Here is a 16,003-nt window from a genome sequence, read left to right on the forward strand (position 1 = left end):
GCAAATCGGTCGCAAGGCGCCAATCGCGGCGCAGGGAGTTTTACGATGGGCGCAGAAGTGGTCGTATCGTCGTCGGAACCCAGGTTGCAGCAGCTCGAACGGGCGCTCGACGACATCGGGGTGACGCCGTCACACAAAAAAATCCTCGCACTGATTCTGTTCGGCGTGCTGTTCGACGTTTTCGAACAAAACGCTGTCGGCCTCGTGGGGCCGCTGCTGCGCGAGTACTGGGGCATCTCGGCGGCGCAGATCGGCTTCCTCAACACGCTGACATTCGGCGCAGCCGCCATCGGACGACTCGGCTCCGGCTACATCGCCGACCGCTATGGCCGTCGCACGATGCTCAGCATCAACCTGATGCTGTTCACGCTGGGGGCACTGATCTGTGCGCTGGCGACGAACTACACCATGCTCGCAGCCGGACGTTTCATCGTTGGCTTCGGTCTCGGCGGTGAGATCTCGATTGCGGTCACGATGCTGGCGGAGTTCTGCTCGTCGCGCTTTCGTGGCGTGGCGGTGGGGGCGATCAACGTCGCGGGGGGCGGACTTGGCAACATGCTCGCGCCAGCGTTCGGACTGGCCGTCTTCGCCTTCTTCCCCGGTCCGGATAGCTGGCGCTGGCTGTTCGGCTGTCTGGTGCTGCCAGCCTTTTTCGTGTTGCTGTATCGCCGGTTCATCCCGGAGACGCCGCGTTTCCTGCTCTCCAAAGGCCGGGTCGAAGACGCCAACCGCGTGCTCAACATTCTCGCGTCGGGCAAGCTTGGCAAAGCGCCCAAGGGGGAGGGCAGGCGCGATGCCAAGCGTTATCTGAGCGAAGCGCCAGAAGGCGCACATCGTGCCGACAAAGTGCGTCTGCGCGAAGTCTTCGTTGGCCCGCTGGCACGACGCACGGCTGCGGTCGGCGTTGCCGTGTGCATGACCTACGGTGCGCAGATTTCCGTGCTCACGCTGATGCCGACGATTCTGATGGCGCAGGGCTACACGCTGAGCAAGAGCTTCGTGTTCACCATCGTGATGCAGTCGGGCAGCCTGCTCGGCGCTATCACCGCGTCGTATTTCGGCTTCCGTTTCCCGCGCAAGCGGGTGCTGACGCTCGGTGCGATCGCCGCGTGCGCGATCGGTCTGTGCTTTGGCTTTCTGTCGAAGTCGCAGCCGCTCATCCTCGCGTTCGGGGCGGCGTTCCAGTTCTGCGTGCTGCTGCTCAATACGTCCATCTGGATTTACGCCCCGGAGCTTTATCCGACGCGAGTGCGCGCCTTCGGTACGGCGTTCATTCTTGCGCTGGGCACGCTGGCCGGTGCGGCGATGCCGCTGGTCGCCGGTCGCGTGTTCGACCAATACGGCATCGGCGGCATGTTCGGGATGATGGCCGCGATGTACGCCGTGTTTGCGCTTGCGTTGACCTTCGCGCCGGAGACATTCGGCAAGCCCATCGATGGTCCCGAGGCACCGGGCGACGTCGACGCGCACACGGCAGCCAGAACATCGGCTGACGCACCGCCGTCCCCGGCTGCCTGAACCACCTCTCTTTTCCGACTCGCCGAGATTTTCATGACTCACATCCTGCTCATCAATCCGAATACGTCGACGGCGACGACGCAAATGATGGTCGATATCGCGCGCACCTATCTCGCCAGCGTGATGTCGTCCCCACCCATGGTCGTCGGAGCAACGGTGACGCGTGGCGCACCGATGATCGTCGATGAGCAGGACCTTGTCGTTGCTGCCGAGGCTGTGAACGAACCGCAGATCGTCGCGCTGGCGGCACAGGCGGATGGCGTGATCGTCGGTGCGTTTGGCGACCCCGGCATCGAGGCGCTGCGCGCGCGTCTGGAGGTGCCCGTGGTCGGCATCGGCGCGTCGTCCGTGCGCGAGGCAGCGGCGGGCGGGCGGCGCTTCGGCATCGCGACGACGACGCCCATGCTGGCGCACTCCATCGCATCGAATGTCCATAAGCTCGGGTTCGGCGCGACCTTCACCGGCTCGCGATTCACCAGCGGCGATCCGTTGGCGTTGGGGGGCGTGCCGTCGCAACTGGAGAGTCGTCTGGCGCGTGCGGTTGACGCGTGCATTCAGCAGGACGGCGCCCGTGCCGTCGTGATCGGCGGTGGTCCATTGGGCGAAGCGGCACAAGCGTTGGGCGAGCAGTTTTCGATCCCGGTGATCGGGCCTGTGCCGGCAGCATGTCGCGCACTGATTCAGGCGATGCGTCTCGGCGAAGCCGCCTGACGTCATCCATATCGAAGTCATAACAGCGCACTCGCGTCCACCATCGCGCGGGGCAGAACACGCACTTCTTGGCGAGGAAACATCATGAATCAACCGACACGGCTGCATGCGAGCGACGCGACCAACGCGTTCGCCGACCCGGACCATCGAATGCTCGACCCGATCTACAAAAAGATCATGTGGCGGATCATTCCGTTCATCTTCGTGTTGTGGATGCTGGCGTGGATCGATCGCGTGAATGTCGGCTTCGCGAAGCTGCAAATGCAGCAGGATCTGGGTTTCAGCGAGACGGTCTACGGCATTGGTGCGGGCATCTTCTTTCTCGGCTATTTCTTTCTGGAGATTCCGAGTAACTGGCTGTTGCTGCGTATCGGCGCGAGACGCACGCTCGCGCGCATTACGCTGGGTTGGGGGACGATCTGCGTGTTGATGATGTTTACGCATTCTCCCGCGTATTTCTATGTGATGCGGTTTCTGCTCGGCGCGTTTGAAGCTGGGTTCCAGCCGGGGGTATTGCTCTATCTGACGTTCTGGTTTCCCGCCCATCGTCGCGCGAAGGCGTTTGCCTGGTTCATCTCGGCGTCGGCCGTGTCATCGGTGGTGGGGGCGCCGCTGGCCGGGGCGATTCTCAACGGAATGCACGGCGTGAACGGCTGGGCGGGGTGGCAGTGGTTGTTTTTGCTTGAAGGTATCCCGACGGTCCTCGCCGGCATTCTGGCGGTGTGGTTCCTCGTCGATAAGCCGGAGCAGGCAGACTGGCTGTCGGAGAAGGAGAAGCGGTTGCTGCAAATCGATCTCGACCGTGACCGGAACAGCGCCGGGAAACGCGAACACAGTTTCATGCTGGCGGTGCGTAGCCCAAAGTTGTGGCTGCTGACGGCTATCTACTTCGGTATCGTCGCAGCGAACGCGACGCTCTCGTTCTTCGCGCCAACCATCGTCCGCGCACTGGGGCCGACGAATCCGCTGCACATCGGGTTGCTCGTCGGGGTGATGTACGTGTTTGGCGCGATCTTCCAGCTCGTTATCGGTTACAGCGCGGACAAGCGACGGGAGGCGCGCATGCACTGTGCGATCCCGGTGTTCATCGGCGCATGCGGATTGGCGGGTGTGGGCGTGTTCGCGGGCAGTCATGGCGTGGCGGCGTTCCTGTGCCTTGCCGTGGCGGTGTCGGGGACCATGGGCGCGATTCCGGTGTTCTGGCAGTTGCCGAACGCGTATCTCGCAGGCGGCGCTGCGGCGATGGGCGTGGCGTTCATCAATTCGGTGGCGAATCTGGCGGGGTTCGGCTCGCCGTACTTGCTCGGCCTCGTCAAGGACGCGACCGGCAGCTTCAACGGCGGCCTCTGGATCGTGGCGGCGCTTGAAGCGTTCGTTGCCATCCTGATCTGGTGGAGGATGCATCGACGCACGCCAGCGCAGGGAGCGCATGCAATGGCTTGAGTCTCGCCTTTAACAACACAAGGGCAACGTGACGTCACGTTGCCCTTGTCGTTTGGATTCACTCGCCGAGTGTCAGAATGCCCGGCGGAAAATCTCTTCGATCTCGGCTTGTTCGGCACGTCGCGGATTGGTGAACCCGCAGGCGTCCTGCATGGCATTCGCCGCAAGCGTCGGCACGTCTTCGAGCTTCGCGCCGAGTTCGGTCAGTCCGTTCGGAATACCGATGTCCTTCGACAGTCGACGGATCGCCGCAATCGCCACCTTTGCACCTTCTTCGTCGCTCAGGCCCTCAACCTTCTCGCCCATCGCCTGCGCGATATCTTTCAACCGCCCGGCGCTCACGCTCGCGTTGAACTCTTCCACATGCGGCAGCAGCACCGCGTTGCAGACACCGTGCGGCAAGTCGTAGAACCCGCCGAGTTGATGCGCCATCGCGTGCACATAGCCCAGCGACGCATTGTTGAATGCCATGCCTGCAAGGAACTGCGCGTAAGCCATGTTCTCGCGTGCCGTCATGTCGTCACCGTGCGAGACTGCGCGACGCAAGTTCTGCGAGATCAGCGTGACAGCCTTGAGCGCACAGGCATCGGTGATCGGCGTGGCGGTGGTCGACACATACGCTTCGGTGGCGTGCGTAAGCGCGTCCATACCCGTCGCGGCCGTGAGGCCCTTGGGCATTGCAGCCATCAGCGCCGGATCGTTGACCGACAACAACGGCGTGACGTTGCGGTCGACGATTGCCATCTTCACGTGACGCTTCTCGTCGGTGATGATGCAAAAGCGCGTCATCTCGCTCGCCGTGCCGGCCGTCGTGTTGATCGCAACGAGCGGCAGTTGCGGCTTCTTCGATTGATCGACGCCTTCGTAATCGGCGATATGTCCACCGTTTGCCGCGCACAGCGCGATGCCTTTCGCACAGTCATGCGGCGAGCCGCCGCCCAGCGAGATCACGAAGTCGCACTGGTTCTGTTTGAGGATGGCGAGCCCGGCTTCCACGTTGCCGACGGTCGGGTTCGGCTTCGCACCGTCGAATACCACCGACTGGATGTCTTGCTGGCCGAGCAGCTTCGCCACTTTGTCGGCAACGCCCGCCTTGGCGAGCCCGGCGTCGGTCACGATCAATGCACGGCGGAAATGGTACTGGCGCAGGGCGGCAATCGCTTCGTCGAGGCTGCCGACGCCCATCATGTTGACGGCGGGGATAAAGAAGGTCGTGCTCATGGTCATGCTCCTTATTTGTTCTGAGAGGGGCACACCACGCGCGCTGGTCTCAACGCGAGCGCGCATGCGGTGTCCAGAATCGTTTTTCGCAGGCACTGAAGACAGCATCGCACCCACGGCGCGATGCGTCTTTGATCTGCTGCAAACTCAGGGGCGACTAGAGGGAGTGCTCAAAAGAACCCGAGCGGATGAGTGTCGTAGCTCACCAGCAGATTCTTCGTCTGCTGGTAGTGATCGAGCATCATCTTGTGCGTCTCACGGCCGATGCCGGACTTCTTGTAACCGCCGAACGCGGCATGTGCCGGATAGAGGTGATAGCAGTTGGTCCACACGCGTCCCGCCTGAATGCCGCGGCCCATGCGGTACGCGCGATTGATGTCGCGTGTCCATACCCCCGCGCCGAGACCGAACTCGGTGTCGTTGGCAATCGCCAGCGCTTCGGCTTCGTCCTTGAACGTCGTCACGCCGACCACCGGACCGAAGATTTCTTCCTGGAACACGCGCATCCGGTTCTCGCCTTTGAGCAGCGTCGGCTGGATGTAAAAGCCCGACGCCAGCGGACCGTCGAGCATCTCGATGCCCCCGCCCGTAAGTACCTGAGCACCCTCCTTGCGAGCCAGATCGAGGTAGGTAAGGATCTTGTCGAACTGCTGTTGCGACGCCTGTGCGCCGATGGCCGTCTCCGTATCCAGCGGATCGCCGCGCTTGATGCGCGCGACCCGGGCCATTACCACTTCCATGAAGGGCTCGTAGATCGATTCCTGCACGAGTGCGCGAGACGGGCAGGTGCAGACCTCACCCTGATTCAGGAAGCCCAGCACGAGGCCTTCAGCGGCCTTCTCGATGAACTCGGGCTCGCCACGCATGACATCGTCGAAGAAGAGGTTGGGCGACTTGCCGCCCAGCTCGACCGTGCTCGGGATCAGATTGGCGGCAGCCCGCGACAGAATGTGTCCGCCCACGGGCGTCGAGCCGGTGAAGGCGATCTTGGCGATGCGCCGGCTCGTCGCCAGGGCTTCACCGGCTTCCTTGCCGAAACCCTGAACGATGTTGAGCACCCCCGGCGGCAGCAGATCGCCGACCAGTTCGGCGAACAGGGTGATCGAAAGCGGGGTTTGCTCGGCAGGTTTGAGCACTACGCAGTTGCCGGCGGCGAGTGCGGGTGCAAGCTTCCATGCGGCCATCAGCAGCGGGAAATTCCACGGAATGATCTGACCGACGACACCCAGCGGCTCATGGAAATGGTAGGCAGCCGTGTGCTCGTCGATCTCTGCGGCCGTGCCTTCCTGAGCGCGGATACACCCGGCGAAGTAGCGGAAGTGGTCGATCGCCAGCGGAAGGTCGGCGGCGAGCGTCTCGCGCACCGGCTTGCCGTTATCCCAGGTCTCGGCGACGGCGAACCGCTCGAGTTGCGCCTCGAGCCGGTCGGCGATCTGTAACAGAATGCGCGAGCGCGCCTGCACCGACGTCCTGCCCCACCTGGGCGCAGCCGCATGGGCCGCGTCGAGCGCGCGTTCAATGTCGGCGCCGCTGGAGCGGGGAAACTCGCTGATGACGCCGCCGGTTACGGGCGACGTATTGGTGAAATAGCGTCCTTCCACGGGCGGCACGAATTTGCCGCCGATGTAGTTCTCGTAATGCGTTTGCAAAGACAGCAAGGCACCGGGCGTGCCGGGTGGGGCGTATCGCATGTCGTGTCTCCGGATATTGTCGTATCGGTGGTGCTGTGACCACACGGGGCAATAAGCAATTCGCGGGCCACCTGCGGCGAATCGCCAATTCATGCGGGAAAGCGGCGTGGGGCGGTGTTGGCGTGTACCGAATCCGTGACACCTTTGTCTCGCGCCGTGACACCGGGTGTCTCGTCGTTGTGACAGGCAATGGCTTCGCGTCTCCCGATTGACATCGCGCATTGCAATCACCCCCGGCATGGGACATGCTTCGGGAACGACTACGAGATCATCCGGCACGGGGGAGACGACCAATGCCAGCCAATACACAGTCAGCACATGCGCGTCGTGTGCTCAATGTCGTACAGGGTCATGCGTCGCACGGCGCTGCCGCGACCGACCCGAACATCGCCGATTCCTGGCGTCGCTGTCTGGACACCCACGCGCTCGATCCGGGCGCGCGCATGGCGCCACGTGTGCTGGAGTCGGCGCAACTGCGCGAGCGCCGAAACGCGATGGAGCGCTTGCGCAACGTGTCCACCCCGGTGCTTGAGCGTTTGCAACGTCAGTTGATGAATCCGCATCAGGCCGTGTTACTCACCGCACCCGACGGCGTCATCGTCGACTCCCGGCTTCACGACGGCAAGCGCGACGACTTCCTTCGCGCAGGGCTATGGCCGGGCGCCGACTGGAGCGAGTCGTGCGAAGGCACCAACGGCATCGGTACCTGCGTGGTCGAACGCGCCCCGGTCATCATCTGTCAGCAGGACCACTTTCGCGCGCTGCACACGCCCCTTACCTGCACGGCAAGTCCCGTATTCGCCCCGCAAGGCGATCTGCTCGCCGTGATCGACGTATCGTCCACAAGCGCCGATCTCACACGACAGAGCCAATTCCATACGCTCGCGCTCGTGAATCTGTCGGCGAAGGTCGTGGAGAGCGAATATTTCTTTCTTCACTATCGTGACGAATGGCTGCTGCAATTGCAGGAGCAGGCCGATCATCTCGGCGGCTTTGCGCAAGCGCTGATCGCCTTCGACGACACCGGGCGCGTGCTGGCCGCCAACCAAAGCGCATTGAATCGCCTGGGCGCGACGCGCGACGAGATCGTCGGCACCCGCGTGGATCGCTGGTTCGCGCAGACGCTCGATGCGCTGTTGGCACAAGCGCACCCCACGCCGAGCACGTGTTGGCCGATTCGCACGCAGGCCGGCGAGCCGTTGCTGGCGATGGTGAGTGCACCCTTGCGTGCGGTACGGCGCGTGAGCCGTCTGCCGACGCCCGCGCAAGAGACGACGGCCCCTGCGTTTTCCGACCCGGCGTTGGCGCGCGAGTTTTCGCGCGCTTGCCGGGTCTTCGCACATGATGTCCCGGTTCTCATTCGCGGCGAAACGGGCAGTGGCAAAGAGGTCTTCGCGCGCGCCGTGCACATGGCAAGCGCGAGAGCGAATGGTCCGTTCGTTGCGCTGAATTGCGCGGCGATCCCCGAGTCGCTGATCGAGAGCGAGCTTTTCGGCTACGTGGGAGGCAGCTTCACTGGCGCGCGCAAAGAGGGGATGAACGGCAAGCTGTGGCAAGCGAACGGCGGCACGCTGTTTCTGGACGAGATCGGCGACATGCCGTTCGCGATGCAAACCCGGCTGCTGCGCGTGCTCGAAGACCGCAGGGTGTCCCCATTGGGGGGCGGCGAACCGGTGCCGCTCGACATTCGCATCCTCAGCGCAACGCACCGCAACCTTGCCGAGCGTATCGCCGAGCGGCAATTCCGCGAGGATCTCTTTTATCGTCTGAGTGGATTGGAAGTTGGCGTGCCGCCGCTGCGCGAGCGTGCAGACAAGATCGACCTGATTCAGCGGCTGTTGGCGCAGGCCTGCGAACAAGGCAGGATCACCCTGACGGACGCCGCACAAGACCGGCTCTGCGCTTATGCGTGGCCGGGGAATGTGCGGCAGATGCGCAGCGTCATTCGCACACTGGTCGCGCTGAGCGAGAACGGTGTCATCACGCTGGATGACCTGCCGGACGAGTTGCGCGAAGCGGCGCCGGTCTTGAGCGTCGCAGCGCCGACAGAGGCGCCGCTGGAGGCGGCGGAGCGTCAGGCCCTGCGCGCCACGCTCGATGCCTGCCAGGGGCAGGTTAGCGCTGCGGCGCGCAAGCTCGGGGTCAGTCGCAACACGCTGTACCGGAAGCTGAAGCGCTTCGGCCTGCTGCGTGGCTGAGGCTCGCTGCGCGACTGCGACATCGTCTGCTTACTTCGTCGGAATCGGGGTCGCCCGATCCACCGGAACGGCAGTTACGCTGTTCTGCGGCGAGCCGTCGATGAGCTTGTCGGAGTAGGTGAGGTAGACGAGGGTGTTGCGCGTCTTGTCGACCATTCGCACAATGCGCAGCTTCTTGAAGAGTGGCGACAGGCCTTCCGAGAAAACCTCCTCTTCCTTCGGGAGCGGCGCGGTGAAAGCGATCGGCCCGACAGGCCGGCAGGCAATCGACGCTTCCGACTTGTCTTCCGCCAGTCCGACCATTCCCTTGACGCCGCCGGTCTTCGCGCGCGACACATAGCAAGTCACGCCGTGCACCTTCGGGTCATCGAAGGCGTCGACCACGATCTTGTGATCCGGTCCCACCAGTTTGAATGCGGTGCTCACGTCACCGATCTTCTCGGCATGTGCCCAATTCGCGGCGACTAACAATGCCAGCGCAAAGACTGTCTTCATGAGGATGTATTCCGTCAAATGCCGAGTGATCGATAGCGTTCCGGCGACGCTCACCCGCCAGGCGTGCCGCGCGCAGCGGATTCTACTCGTGTCGTGTGACCCCCGGTGACAGCCACTGTGAGAAGGCCGCCGGGTCCGTTTCCGGGGTGATGTACCACTGCCGCCGCGACGGGTCGTAGACGGCGCCGCGCGCGATCAGTTCATCCTTCGCGCCATAGGTATCGCCGCTCAGATAACGCCGGGCGGGCGTAGCGTCCACCGGCATCGCCATGTTGCGAACGAGCGCGTCGTCGGCGAGGTGCGTCGTGCGTGGCAGGTCGAGAGACGCGATGAATCCGCTTTGCCGGGTCTCGTCGTGGGACGTGATCAGAGAGATCGATTCTCGCGCCCGCGTCATCGCGACGTAAAACAGATTCTTTTCGCTCTCGATGGGCGCGTAAGGATTCGGAAACTCGTTGCGTTCCATAAAGGGGATGATGACGTGATCGAACTCCTTGCCCTTGATGTTCGCCACGGTGTCGACACTCACGCGCGCGCCCGTTCTCGCGCGCCGGATGGCAGAAAGGCGTGCCATCATCGACGCAAAATAGTCCGCCAGCGGCGTGTCGTCGGCGGGTAGCGTCGCGGCATAGGCGCGCAGCGTGCGCTCAACCAGATCGACGTCATACGGCCGCGCATAGAGGCGCGTTGCCACCGCCTGAAAATCGATCTTCTGACGGATGCGGCGGAAGGCGTCGTTGGCAGAGAGCATCGGCAGGCTCGCGCGCAATTCGCGAATCAACTGACCGATGTTCGCGGCGGGGGTGCCCGGCACCGCACCCAGCAGATACGACGTGTAAATCTGTTCGATCAACTCCGGGTGTTTGGCCGTCAACTGATACTGATCGCGCGACAGGCGAATGTTCGCGAAGATGCCAAGCACTGCCGCGACGGACATGCGCTCACGCTCGTCGATGGTCTCGTGCGCACGCATCGCCAATGCGAACACGGCGCGCACGAACCGGATCTCTTCCCGGAACTGGAAACCCTCTTTATTCGGCGATTCGAAGGGAATCTCGGCGCGCCACAGTGCCTCTTCCACCGCAGCGCTTTGATGCCAGTCGCGCAGCAGTACCGCGCACGTCGAACGTTTGTCGCTGTCTTGCATCCAGCCGCGCACGTCGGCCAGCACGGCGTTTGCCACGGTGCTGTGCTGGCTATCGACCTTGATGACCTCGATGGGCGTGTGTCGTCTGACGTAAGACTCGATGGCTTTGCGCTTGAATGCGGCCACCGGATAGGCGATATGGGGGCCGTGACGGAACGTGCGCGTGAGCGGGTAGGCATTCGCGCCGGCAAAATCCATGCGGAAGCGCTCGCCCATATACACATCGCTCGCGCCCATGTCCCCGTGAATGACCTGATCGCGATCCCCCACGCCGACGAATCGGCAATTGAGCGTGCGGAGCAAATGGCGCAGCACGCGATACGACGCTTCGTTGAAGTCGTGTTGTTCGTCGCACACGATCAGCCGGCACGGGGCGAAATACTGCGGTGCGACGCTCTCGCGATCGATCAACTGTGCAAGGTCGTAGGTGCCGTCGAAACGATCCCGGAATTTCGGCTCATCGAGCGCACCCAGACGATCCCGTTCATAGGCTTGCGTGATGGCGTACTGGGCGGGAGTGACGTCCAGCCGCTCGAGCAGATCGCCAAGCTGCTCGTCGTCCACGTCGTCGAACAGTGCGCCCCCCGCCTTGAGCTTTCGCATGGCCTCAAGGCTTTGCGCCACATTGATGTGGTTGTCTTCGAAGACGCCGGGCGCGTACCGGTGTTCGACGTCGTCGCGCAATGTCTCCATGGCGCTGGCGATGTAGGACGTGAGGAAGCTGTCGCGCTGAATGCGACGTGCGCGCTCGTTCGCCGTGGGCAAGGCATCGAGCACGTCATGGCTGTAGTCGTCGAAGGTCGAGACGCGCACGCGCTTGTGCAGGTCGGCATGAATGCCTGAGCGTTGCAACCGCGCGCGCAGCACGTCGGCGGCGGTGGCGGTGAAGGTCAGCGCGAGGATTTGCTCCGGCGGCGTACCCCCGGCGATGGCTTCGCCGATGCGGGCGACGAGCGTTGTCGTTTTGCCGGTGCCGGCGTTGGCCATGGCGATGCAGATCCTCTCGTTCGCCACCTGAAGCGCGACCTGCTCGACGGTCAGTGCGGGACCGTTGGGCACGAAGCGTGGGGTGCGAAGCGGGGATGGGGTTTCACTCATGACTTCTGACCTTGCTGGGGACGCGGGTGATGCGGGATGGGCGAGGGCGCGCGTCGTGCGCGGCAAGAGAGATTCTATCCGGGTGCGTGGGTTCTCGCTGCGACTGGCAGGACCGGCGGTCGTGGCGGATGCGGGGGATTCAGCAGATCGTCAGGCGACGGTTGCCTGTGTCCGGCAAATGCGCTATAGTCACGCCTCTTCGCGCGGGGGTATAGCTCAGCTGGGAGAGCGCTTGCATGGCATGCAAGAGGTCAGCGGTTCGATCCCGCTTACCTCCACCAAACGAATGACAGTTTTCTGTCCCCTTCGTCTAGAGGCCTAGGACATCACCCTTTCACGGTGAGTACAGGGGTTCGAATCCCCTAGGGGACGCCATCTATCGGCAGCGGTGTGGTTCACACGTCGAGGCCGGCCGGCGTCAGATTCGGCAACACGCATACAAAGGTCGGATGTCTTCACAGGCATCCGGCCTTTTGCATTTGGGCCGCATCGCGGAGGTCGTCCTCGTTTGGGGCGGTTGGCGAGCAGCATTTTGCGAAATCCCGATGAAATGGCGGGTAGCGCGGTGCGTCGCGTTGTGTTTAGGCGACATCTGACGGACTCCTGACGCACGGGGGACCATAAGGGGACGGTCGACAAGTACCATCCGCCACAATCCAGTTCGCGCTGTCGCGGGGATACCGACAATTCGCGCGAAACACGTGGCAAGAGAGGGGACATCGTCCTTGGTTGCGGTAATAAAAGCTGGCTAACATTCGCCATCGCACCAGGGTCCAAAGCAATTGTGTCGCACGCCGATATATTCCCCATGGCGTTGGCGTCGCCGTTCCAGACTCGTGCCAGACCAGCCCCCGTCCGTCGTTACCGGAAAGGGCAATGCGCCTGCGCGCTTTACCGGCAGGCTCGGACCAGAAAGAAGAGCGATGAAAGTCCTGTCTATATTCGGCACGCGCCCCGAAGCAATCAAGATGGCGCCTCTCGTAAGTGCGCTCGATGACGAACCCGGCATCGAGAGTGTGGTGTGCGTGACCGGCCAGCATCGGCAGATGCTCGATCAGGTGATGTCGCTTTTCGGGCTGACGGCCAAGTACGATCTGGAAGTCATGGTGCCGAATCAGACGCTCAACGGCCTGTTCTCGCGTGCCATCGAGCGGGTCGACGCCGTGCTCGAAGCCGAAAAGCCCGATTACGTATTGGTTCATGGCGACACGAGTACCGCGTCGGCATGCGCGCTCGCGGCCTTTCATCGCCGCATTCGCATTGGTCACGTCGAAGCGGGGCTGCGCACCGGCGACCTGAGTAAGCCCTTCCCCGAAGAGATGAATCGCCGCGTGGTCGATGCCGTTGGCGACTGGCTGTTCGCACCGACACAAACGTCCCGCGCCAATCTGCTGCGCGAGAACCTCCATGGCAAGATCGCCGTGACCGGTAACACGGTGATCGATGCATTAGCCACGCTCACTGCGCGCCTGCGCGACGACTCGCCGCTCAGCGCAGAGATCGCCGCGCGTTATCCGTGGATCGACCCCGGCCGCCGTCTGCTGCTCGTGACCGGTCATCGTCGGGAGAGCTTCGGCGATGGCTTCCAGAACATCTGTGCCGCGCTGGCCGAACTTGCGCGTCGCGACGATCTTCAGATCGTCTATCCGGTGCACCTGAACCCTGCCGTGCGCGAAGTCGTGATGCAGGAACTGTCCGGCTTTGGCAGCGTGCATCTGATCGATCCGCTCGACTACGTGGAATTTGTCTGGTTCATGCAGCGCGCGTACATCATCCTGACGGACTCGGGCGGGGTGCAGGAAGAAGCGCCGTATCTCGGCAAACCGGTGCTGGTCATGCGCGATGTGACCGAGCGCCCCGAGGCCGTCGAAGCGGGCACTGTGGCGCTGGTCGGCGCTAACCGCGAGCGGATCGTGGCCGGCGTCACCCGCCTGCTCGACGATGTTGCCTATCACGCGTCGTTTTCCCGTCGGCTCAATCCTTATGGCGACGGCCACGCAGCCGGTCGTATCGTCGACGCGCTGTGTGGGCGGCCGATGGTGGAGTTCGATCCCGGTCACGCTGGCAGTACGCGCGCGCGCTGAGGGAGATCATCGATGCTGTCCGAATCGCTCACGCCCCCGAATTCAACGGCCTTGCCGATGTCGTCCAACTCTGTGTCGTCGCCCGCGCGCGATGTCACGTCAACTCACGGAACGCCCATGTCGTTGCCTAACCCCATGCGTATTCACAGTGCTTCCTCCCGCCAGCCGACACGTGCCGGCGCACGCCACACCTCGACGATTTCGGCCATCGCGCTCGGCGCACTGGCGCTCGTGAGCGCGCTGTGCCCGGCGGTATCGCACGCCAGTGCGTTGGGCGACGGCGTTCGCGCACTTGGCGCCGGTGCCAATCTGACGCGCAACATCGCGTTGTCGGACCTTGGCATCACGGCACCGGTCGTACTCGCGGGCGACGCGAACCAGGAGTTCTATCTGCCGGTACCGAAGGGCCTTGCGCTGGCCGACGCGTCGGTTGCCTTCGACGGTCGCTATCTGAAGGGCGCGGCGGGTCCCGCCTCGGTTGTGCTGTCCATCGACGGCCAACCGATGACGTCGCAATCGGTGCCCGATGGCGACGGCCCGCTTCAGCGCAATCTGGCGGTCTCGTCGCGTGCCCGTGACACAGGCTTCGTCCGTCTGGGCGTGAACTGGCATTCGCGCACGGGAACGTACCGTTGCGAGCCGGATCGATCGATGGCCAATTCGGTCACGATTTCGCCACAGACCCGTCTGACGTATCGCATCGACCCGAAGTCGGTAGCGAGTCTCGACGACGCCTGGAGCACACTGCCGGGCGCGCCTGCGCTGCTCGTGGCAGGCAAGAAACTGGATAAGGATGCGTTCGACAGCGCTTGGCGTGTCGGCGTAGCACTGGAGCGTAGCGGCAGGCGCGTCATCGTGCGTGCATTGCCCGCCGTTGGCGATGGGGTGGACACGCGTGGCGTCGAGGTACCGGCGGCGCTGGCCGGTGTGCCCGCGTTCGCGGCCATCAAGGACAACAGCGCGTCTCATAAGCTGGCCAGCGACGCCGAACTCGGTGCGTTGCTCGCCGTGGGCGCGCCGTCGGTGAGTGGCGAAGTGGTGGTGGCCGACGCGGCGCTGCGTGCCCGCATGACAGCCGCGCTCGACGCGCTGCAAGCCCAGTTCTCGAGCGACAGCGATGCGGCTGCGGCTTTCAAGGCCTGGCGCGCCGCACGCGCCCCGCTCTCGATTGACGCACTGGCCGCCAAGCAGATTCGCCTGACACCGATGGGCGGCCAGTCGGTGATTGCCATTGCTGGCGATGCCGGTGCACAGGCTGCCGGTCTTTTCGACGATTCGCTGCGCCGTTTGCTGGTGTCGAATAACGTGACGGCACCGATCGCTCACACGCCGGATATCGAGGACAAGCAGGTCGTGCGGCTGTCGAGCCTGGGCGGTTCGGCCGATAGCTTCGACGTGCTGGCGCGCGGCGACTGGACGGTGAGCTTCCCGCTGACTGCCGTCGCCTCGGGCGGACGCATGCCGGGCGAAATCTCGCTCTATCTGTCGGCAGCGCCGGGGCCGGCGGCATCCAAGCCTGTCGCGACCGTGTTCTGGAATGGCATTTTGCTGGCGGCCAAGCAACTGGACGCCAACGGTCGTCCGGAACAACTCAAGGCCCGCGTGCCGGGCTATGCGCTGGGCGTGAACAACATTTTGCGCGTGTCGGTACAGCGTCAGCCGTACTCGGCCGACTGTAACGAAATTCCGCAGGCGTATCCGGTCAATGTGTTGCCGGCGGCGAGCTATGTGCGCCCGGGCAAGGCCGAGCCGGATGGCACGTTCGTGGGCCTGCTGCCGCTCATGGCGGGCGATCCGCAATTGATCGTACCGGATCGCTATCTGGCGGCTGCACCGGAGAACATCAAACGCGTGATCGGCATCGCGGCGGCAAGCGGACTGTCTCCTTCGCGCGCCGAACTGACGGTGGCCGCGGGCGACAAGTCCGTCAAGCCGGGCAAGCCGTTCGTCGCCATGGAAGTGCAGATCGACGGGGCGAAGCCTTCTGCCGTCGTGACCGATCGCAAGCGTCTGGAGATCGGCGGCAAGGACGCCAAGTGGCTCGATATGACGGGGTTGCAACGTCTTTCAACGGCGGAAGTCGTTCGCGGCGGCGGTCAAGATGGCTTGCTCTGGTATGCGATCGGCGAACCGACGGCTGACGTGGGCGTGCCGTTCCTGCTCAATCGCGGCAACCTCGCGATCATCGGCCCGAGCGGTCCGGTCGCGTGGATCGACACGAGCAATCCGGATGCCAGTCTGCCCCCTGGGGCCGGCGAGAGCGCGTTCTACGAATGGCGCCGCTATGTGTCGTGGGGCGTGCCTGCCATTGCCATCGCGCTGCTTGTGCTGCTGCTGATCTTGATTCTGGCGCTGCGTGCCGGGCGCAAGAACAAGAGTGATCATTAATGCATAGCG

Annotated in this window: 10 protein-coding genes and 2 tRNA genes; 8 read left to right on the plus strand and 4 right to left on the minus strand. The window is 63.6% G+C overall.

Annotated elements, in window-relative coordinates:
• The first annotated feature begins 45 nt into the window (after window positions 1–45).
• From PI93_RS05695 to PI93_RS05705, 3 genes are all read left to right on the plus strand, one after another.
• Window positions 46–1,518, plus strand: coding sequence for an MFS transporter (locus PI93_RS05695; protein WP_039375221.1), 1,473 nt, complete (start codon window positions 46–48; stop codon window positions 1,516–1,518).
• Between the two features lie 33 nt (window positions 1,519–1,551).
• Entirely contained in the window at window positions 1,552–2,229 is a 678-nt protein-coding gene (locus PI93_RS05700) for an aspartate/glutamate racemase family protein (protein ID WP_039375222.1), read from the plus strand.
• An 84-nt stretch (window positions 2,230–2,313) separates the two neighbouring features.
• The gene (locus PI93_RS05705; protein WP_080759493.1) at window positions 2,314–3,672 is read left to right on the plus strand and encodes an MFS transporter; all 1,359 of its coding nucleotides are present in this window, start codon (window positions 2,314–2,316) and stop codon (window positions 3,670–3,672) included.
• 72 nt (window positions 3,673–3,744) lie between these two features.
• Here the strand turns inward: PI93_RS05705 and yiaY are convergent, their stop codons facing one another.
• Both yiaY and exaC read right to left on the minus strand, forming a co-directional pair.
• Entirely contained in the window at window positions 3,745–4,893 is a 1,149-nt protein-coding gene (gene yiaY / locus PI93_RS05710) for an L-threonine dehydrogenase (protein ID WP_039375224.1), read from the minus strand.
• Window positions 4,894–5,063: 170 nt separating this feature from the next.
• The gene (exaC, locus tag PI93_RS05715) at window positions 5,064–6,584 is read right to left on the minus strand and encodes an acetaldehyde dehydrogenase ExaC (RefSeq protein WP_039375226.1); all 1,521 of its coding nucleotides are present in this window, start codon (window positions 6,582–6,584) and stop codon (window positions 5,064–5,066) included.
• A 293-nt stretch (window positions 6,585–6,877) separates the two neighbouring features.
• Here exaC and PI93_RS05720 point away from each other — a divergent pair, with 293 nt between their 5' ends.
• Complete coding sequence (locus tag PI93_RS05720; protein WP_039375228.1) at window positions 6,878–8,782, plus strand: sigma-54-dependent Fis family transcriptional regulator; 1,905 nt, start codon at window positions 6,878–6,880, stop codon at window positions 8,780–8,782.
• 30 nt (window positions 8,783–8,812) lie between these two features.
• Here the strand turns inward: PI93_RS05720 and PI93_RS05725 are convergent, their stop codons facing one another.
• On the minus strand, window positions 8,813–9,277 hold the full coding sequence (locus PI93_RS05725) for a CreA family protein (RefSeq protein ID WP_039375229.1): 465 nt from the start codon (window positions 9,275–9,277) through the stop codon (window positions 8,813–8,815).
• An 82-nt stretch (window positions 9,278–9,359) separates the two neighbouring features.
• Window positions 9,360–11,522 (minus strand): UvrD-helicase domain-containing protein, encoded by a 2,163-nt coding sequence (locus PI93_RS05730; RefSeq protein WP_080759494.1) that lies wholly within the window; start codon window positions 11,520–11,522, stop codon window positions 9,360–9,362.
• A 205-nt stretch (window positions 11,523–11,727) separates the two neighbouring features.
• On the opposite strand from PI93_RS05730, the gene PI93_RS05735 reads away from it, so the two are divergent.
• The 4 genes from PI93_RS05735 to PI93_RS05750 all read left to right on the plus strand — a co-directional run bounded on the left by PI93_RS05735 (window position 11,728) and on the right by PI93_RS05750 (window position 15,994).
• Window positions 11,728–11,803, plus strand: a tRNA-Ala gene (locus tag PI93_RS05735).
• A gap of 18 nt (window positions 11,804–11,821) precedes the next feature.
• Window positions 11,822–11,897, plus strand: a tRNA-Glu gene (locus PI93_RS05740).
• Between the two features lie 548 nt (window positions 11,898–12,445).
• Entirely contained in the window at window positions 12,446–13,606 is a 1,161-nt protein-coding gene (wecB, locus tag PI93_RS05745; protein WP_039375233.1) for a non-hydrolyzing UDP-N-acetylglucosamine 2-epimerase, read from the plus strand.
• Between the two features lie 117 nt (window positions 13,607–13,723).
• Window positions 13,724–15,994 carry a cellulose biosynthesis cyclic di-GMP-binding regulatory protein BcsB gene (locus PI93_RS05750; protein WP_236105663.1) on the plus strand — a complete coding sequence of 757 codons (2,271 nt, stop codon included), beginning with the start codon at window positions 13,724–13,726 and terminating at the stop codon, window positions 15,992–15,994.
• The last annotated feature ends 9 nt before the right edge of the window (window positions 15,995–16,003 follow it).

It is taken from the genome of Pandoraea fibrosis (genome assembly GCF_000807775.2).
Classification (GTDB): domain Bacteria; phylum Pseudomonadota; class Gammaproteobacteria; order Burkholderiales; family Burkholderiaceae; genus Pandoraea; species Pandoraea fibrosis.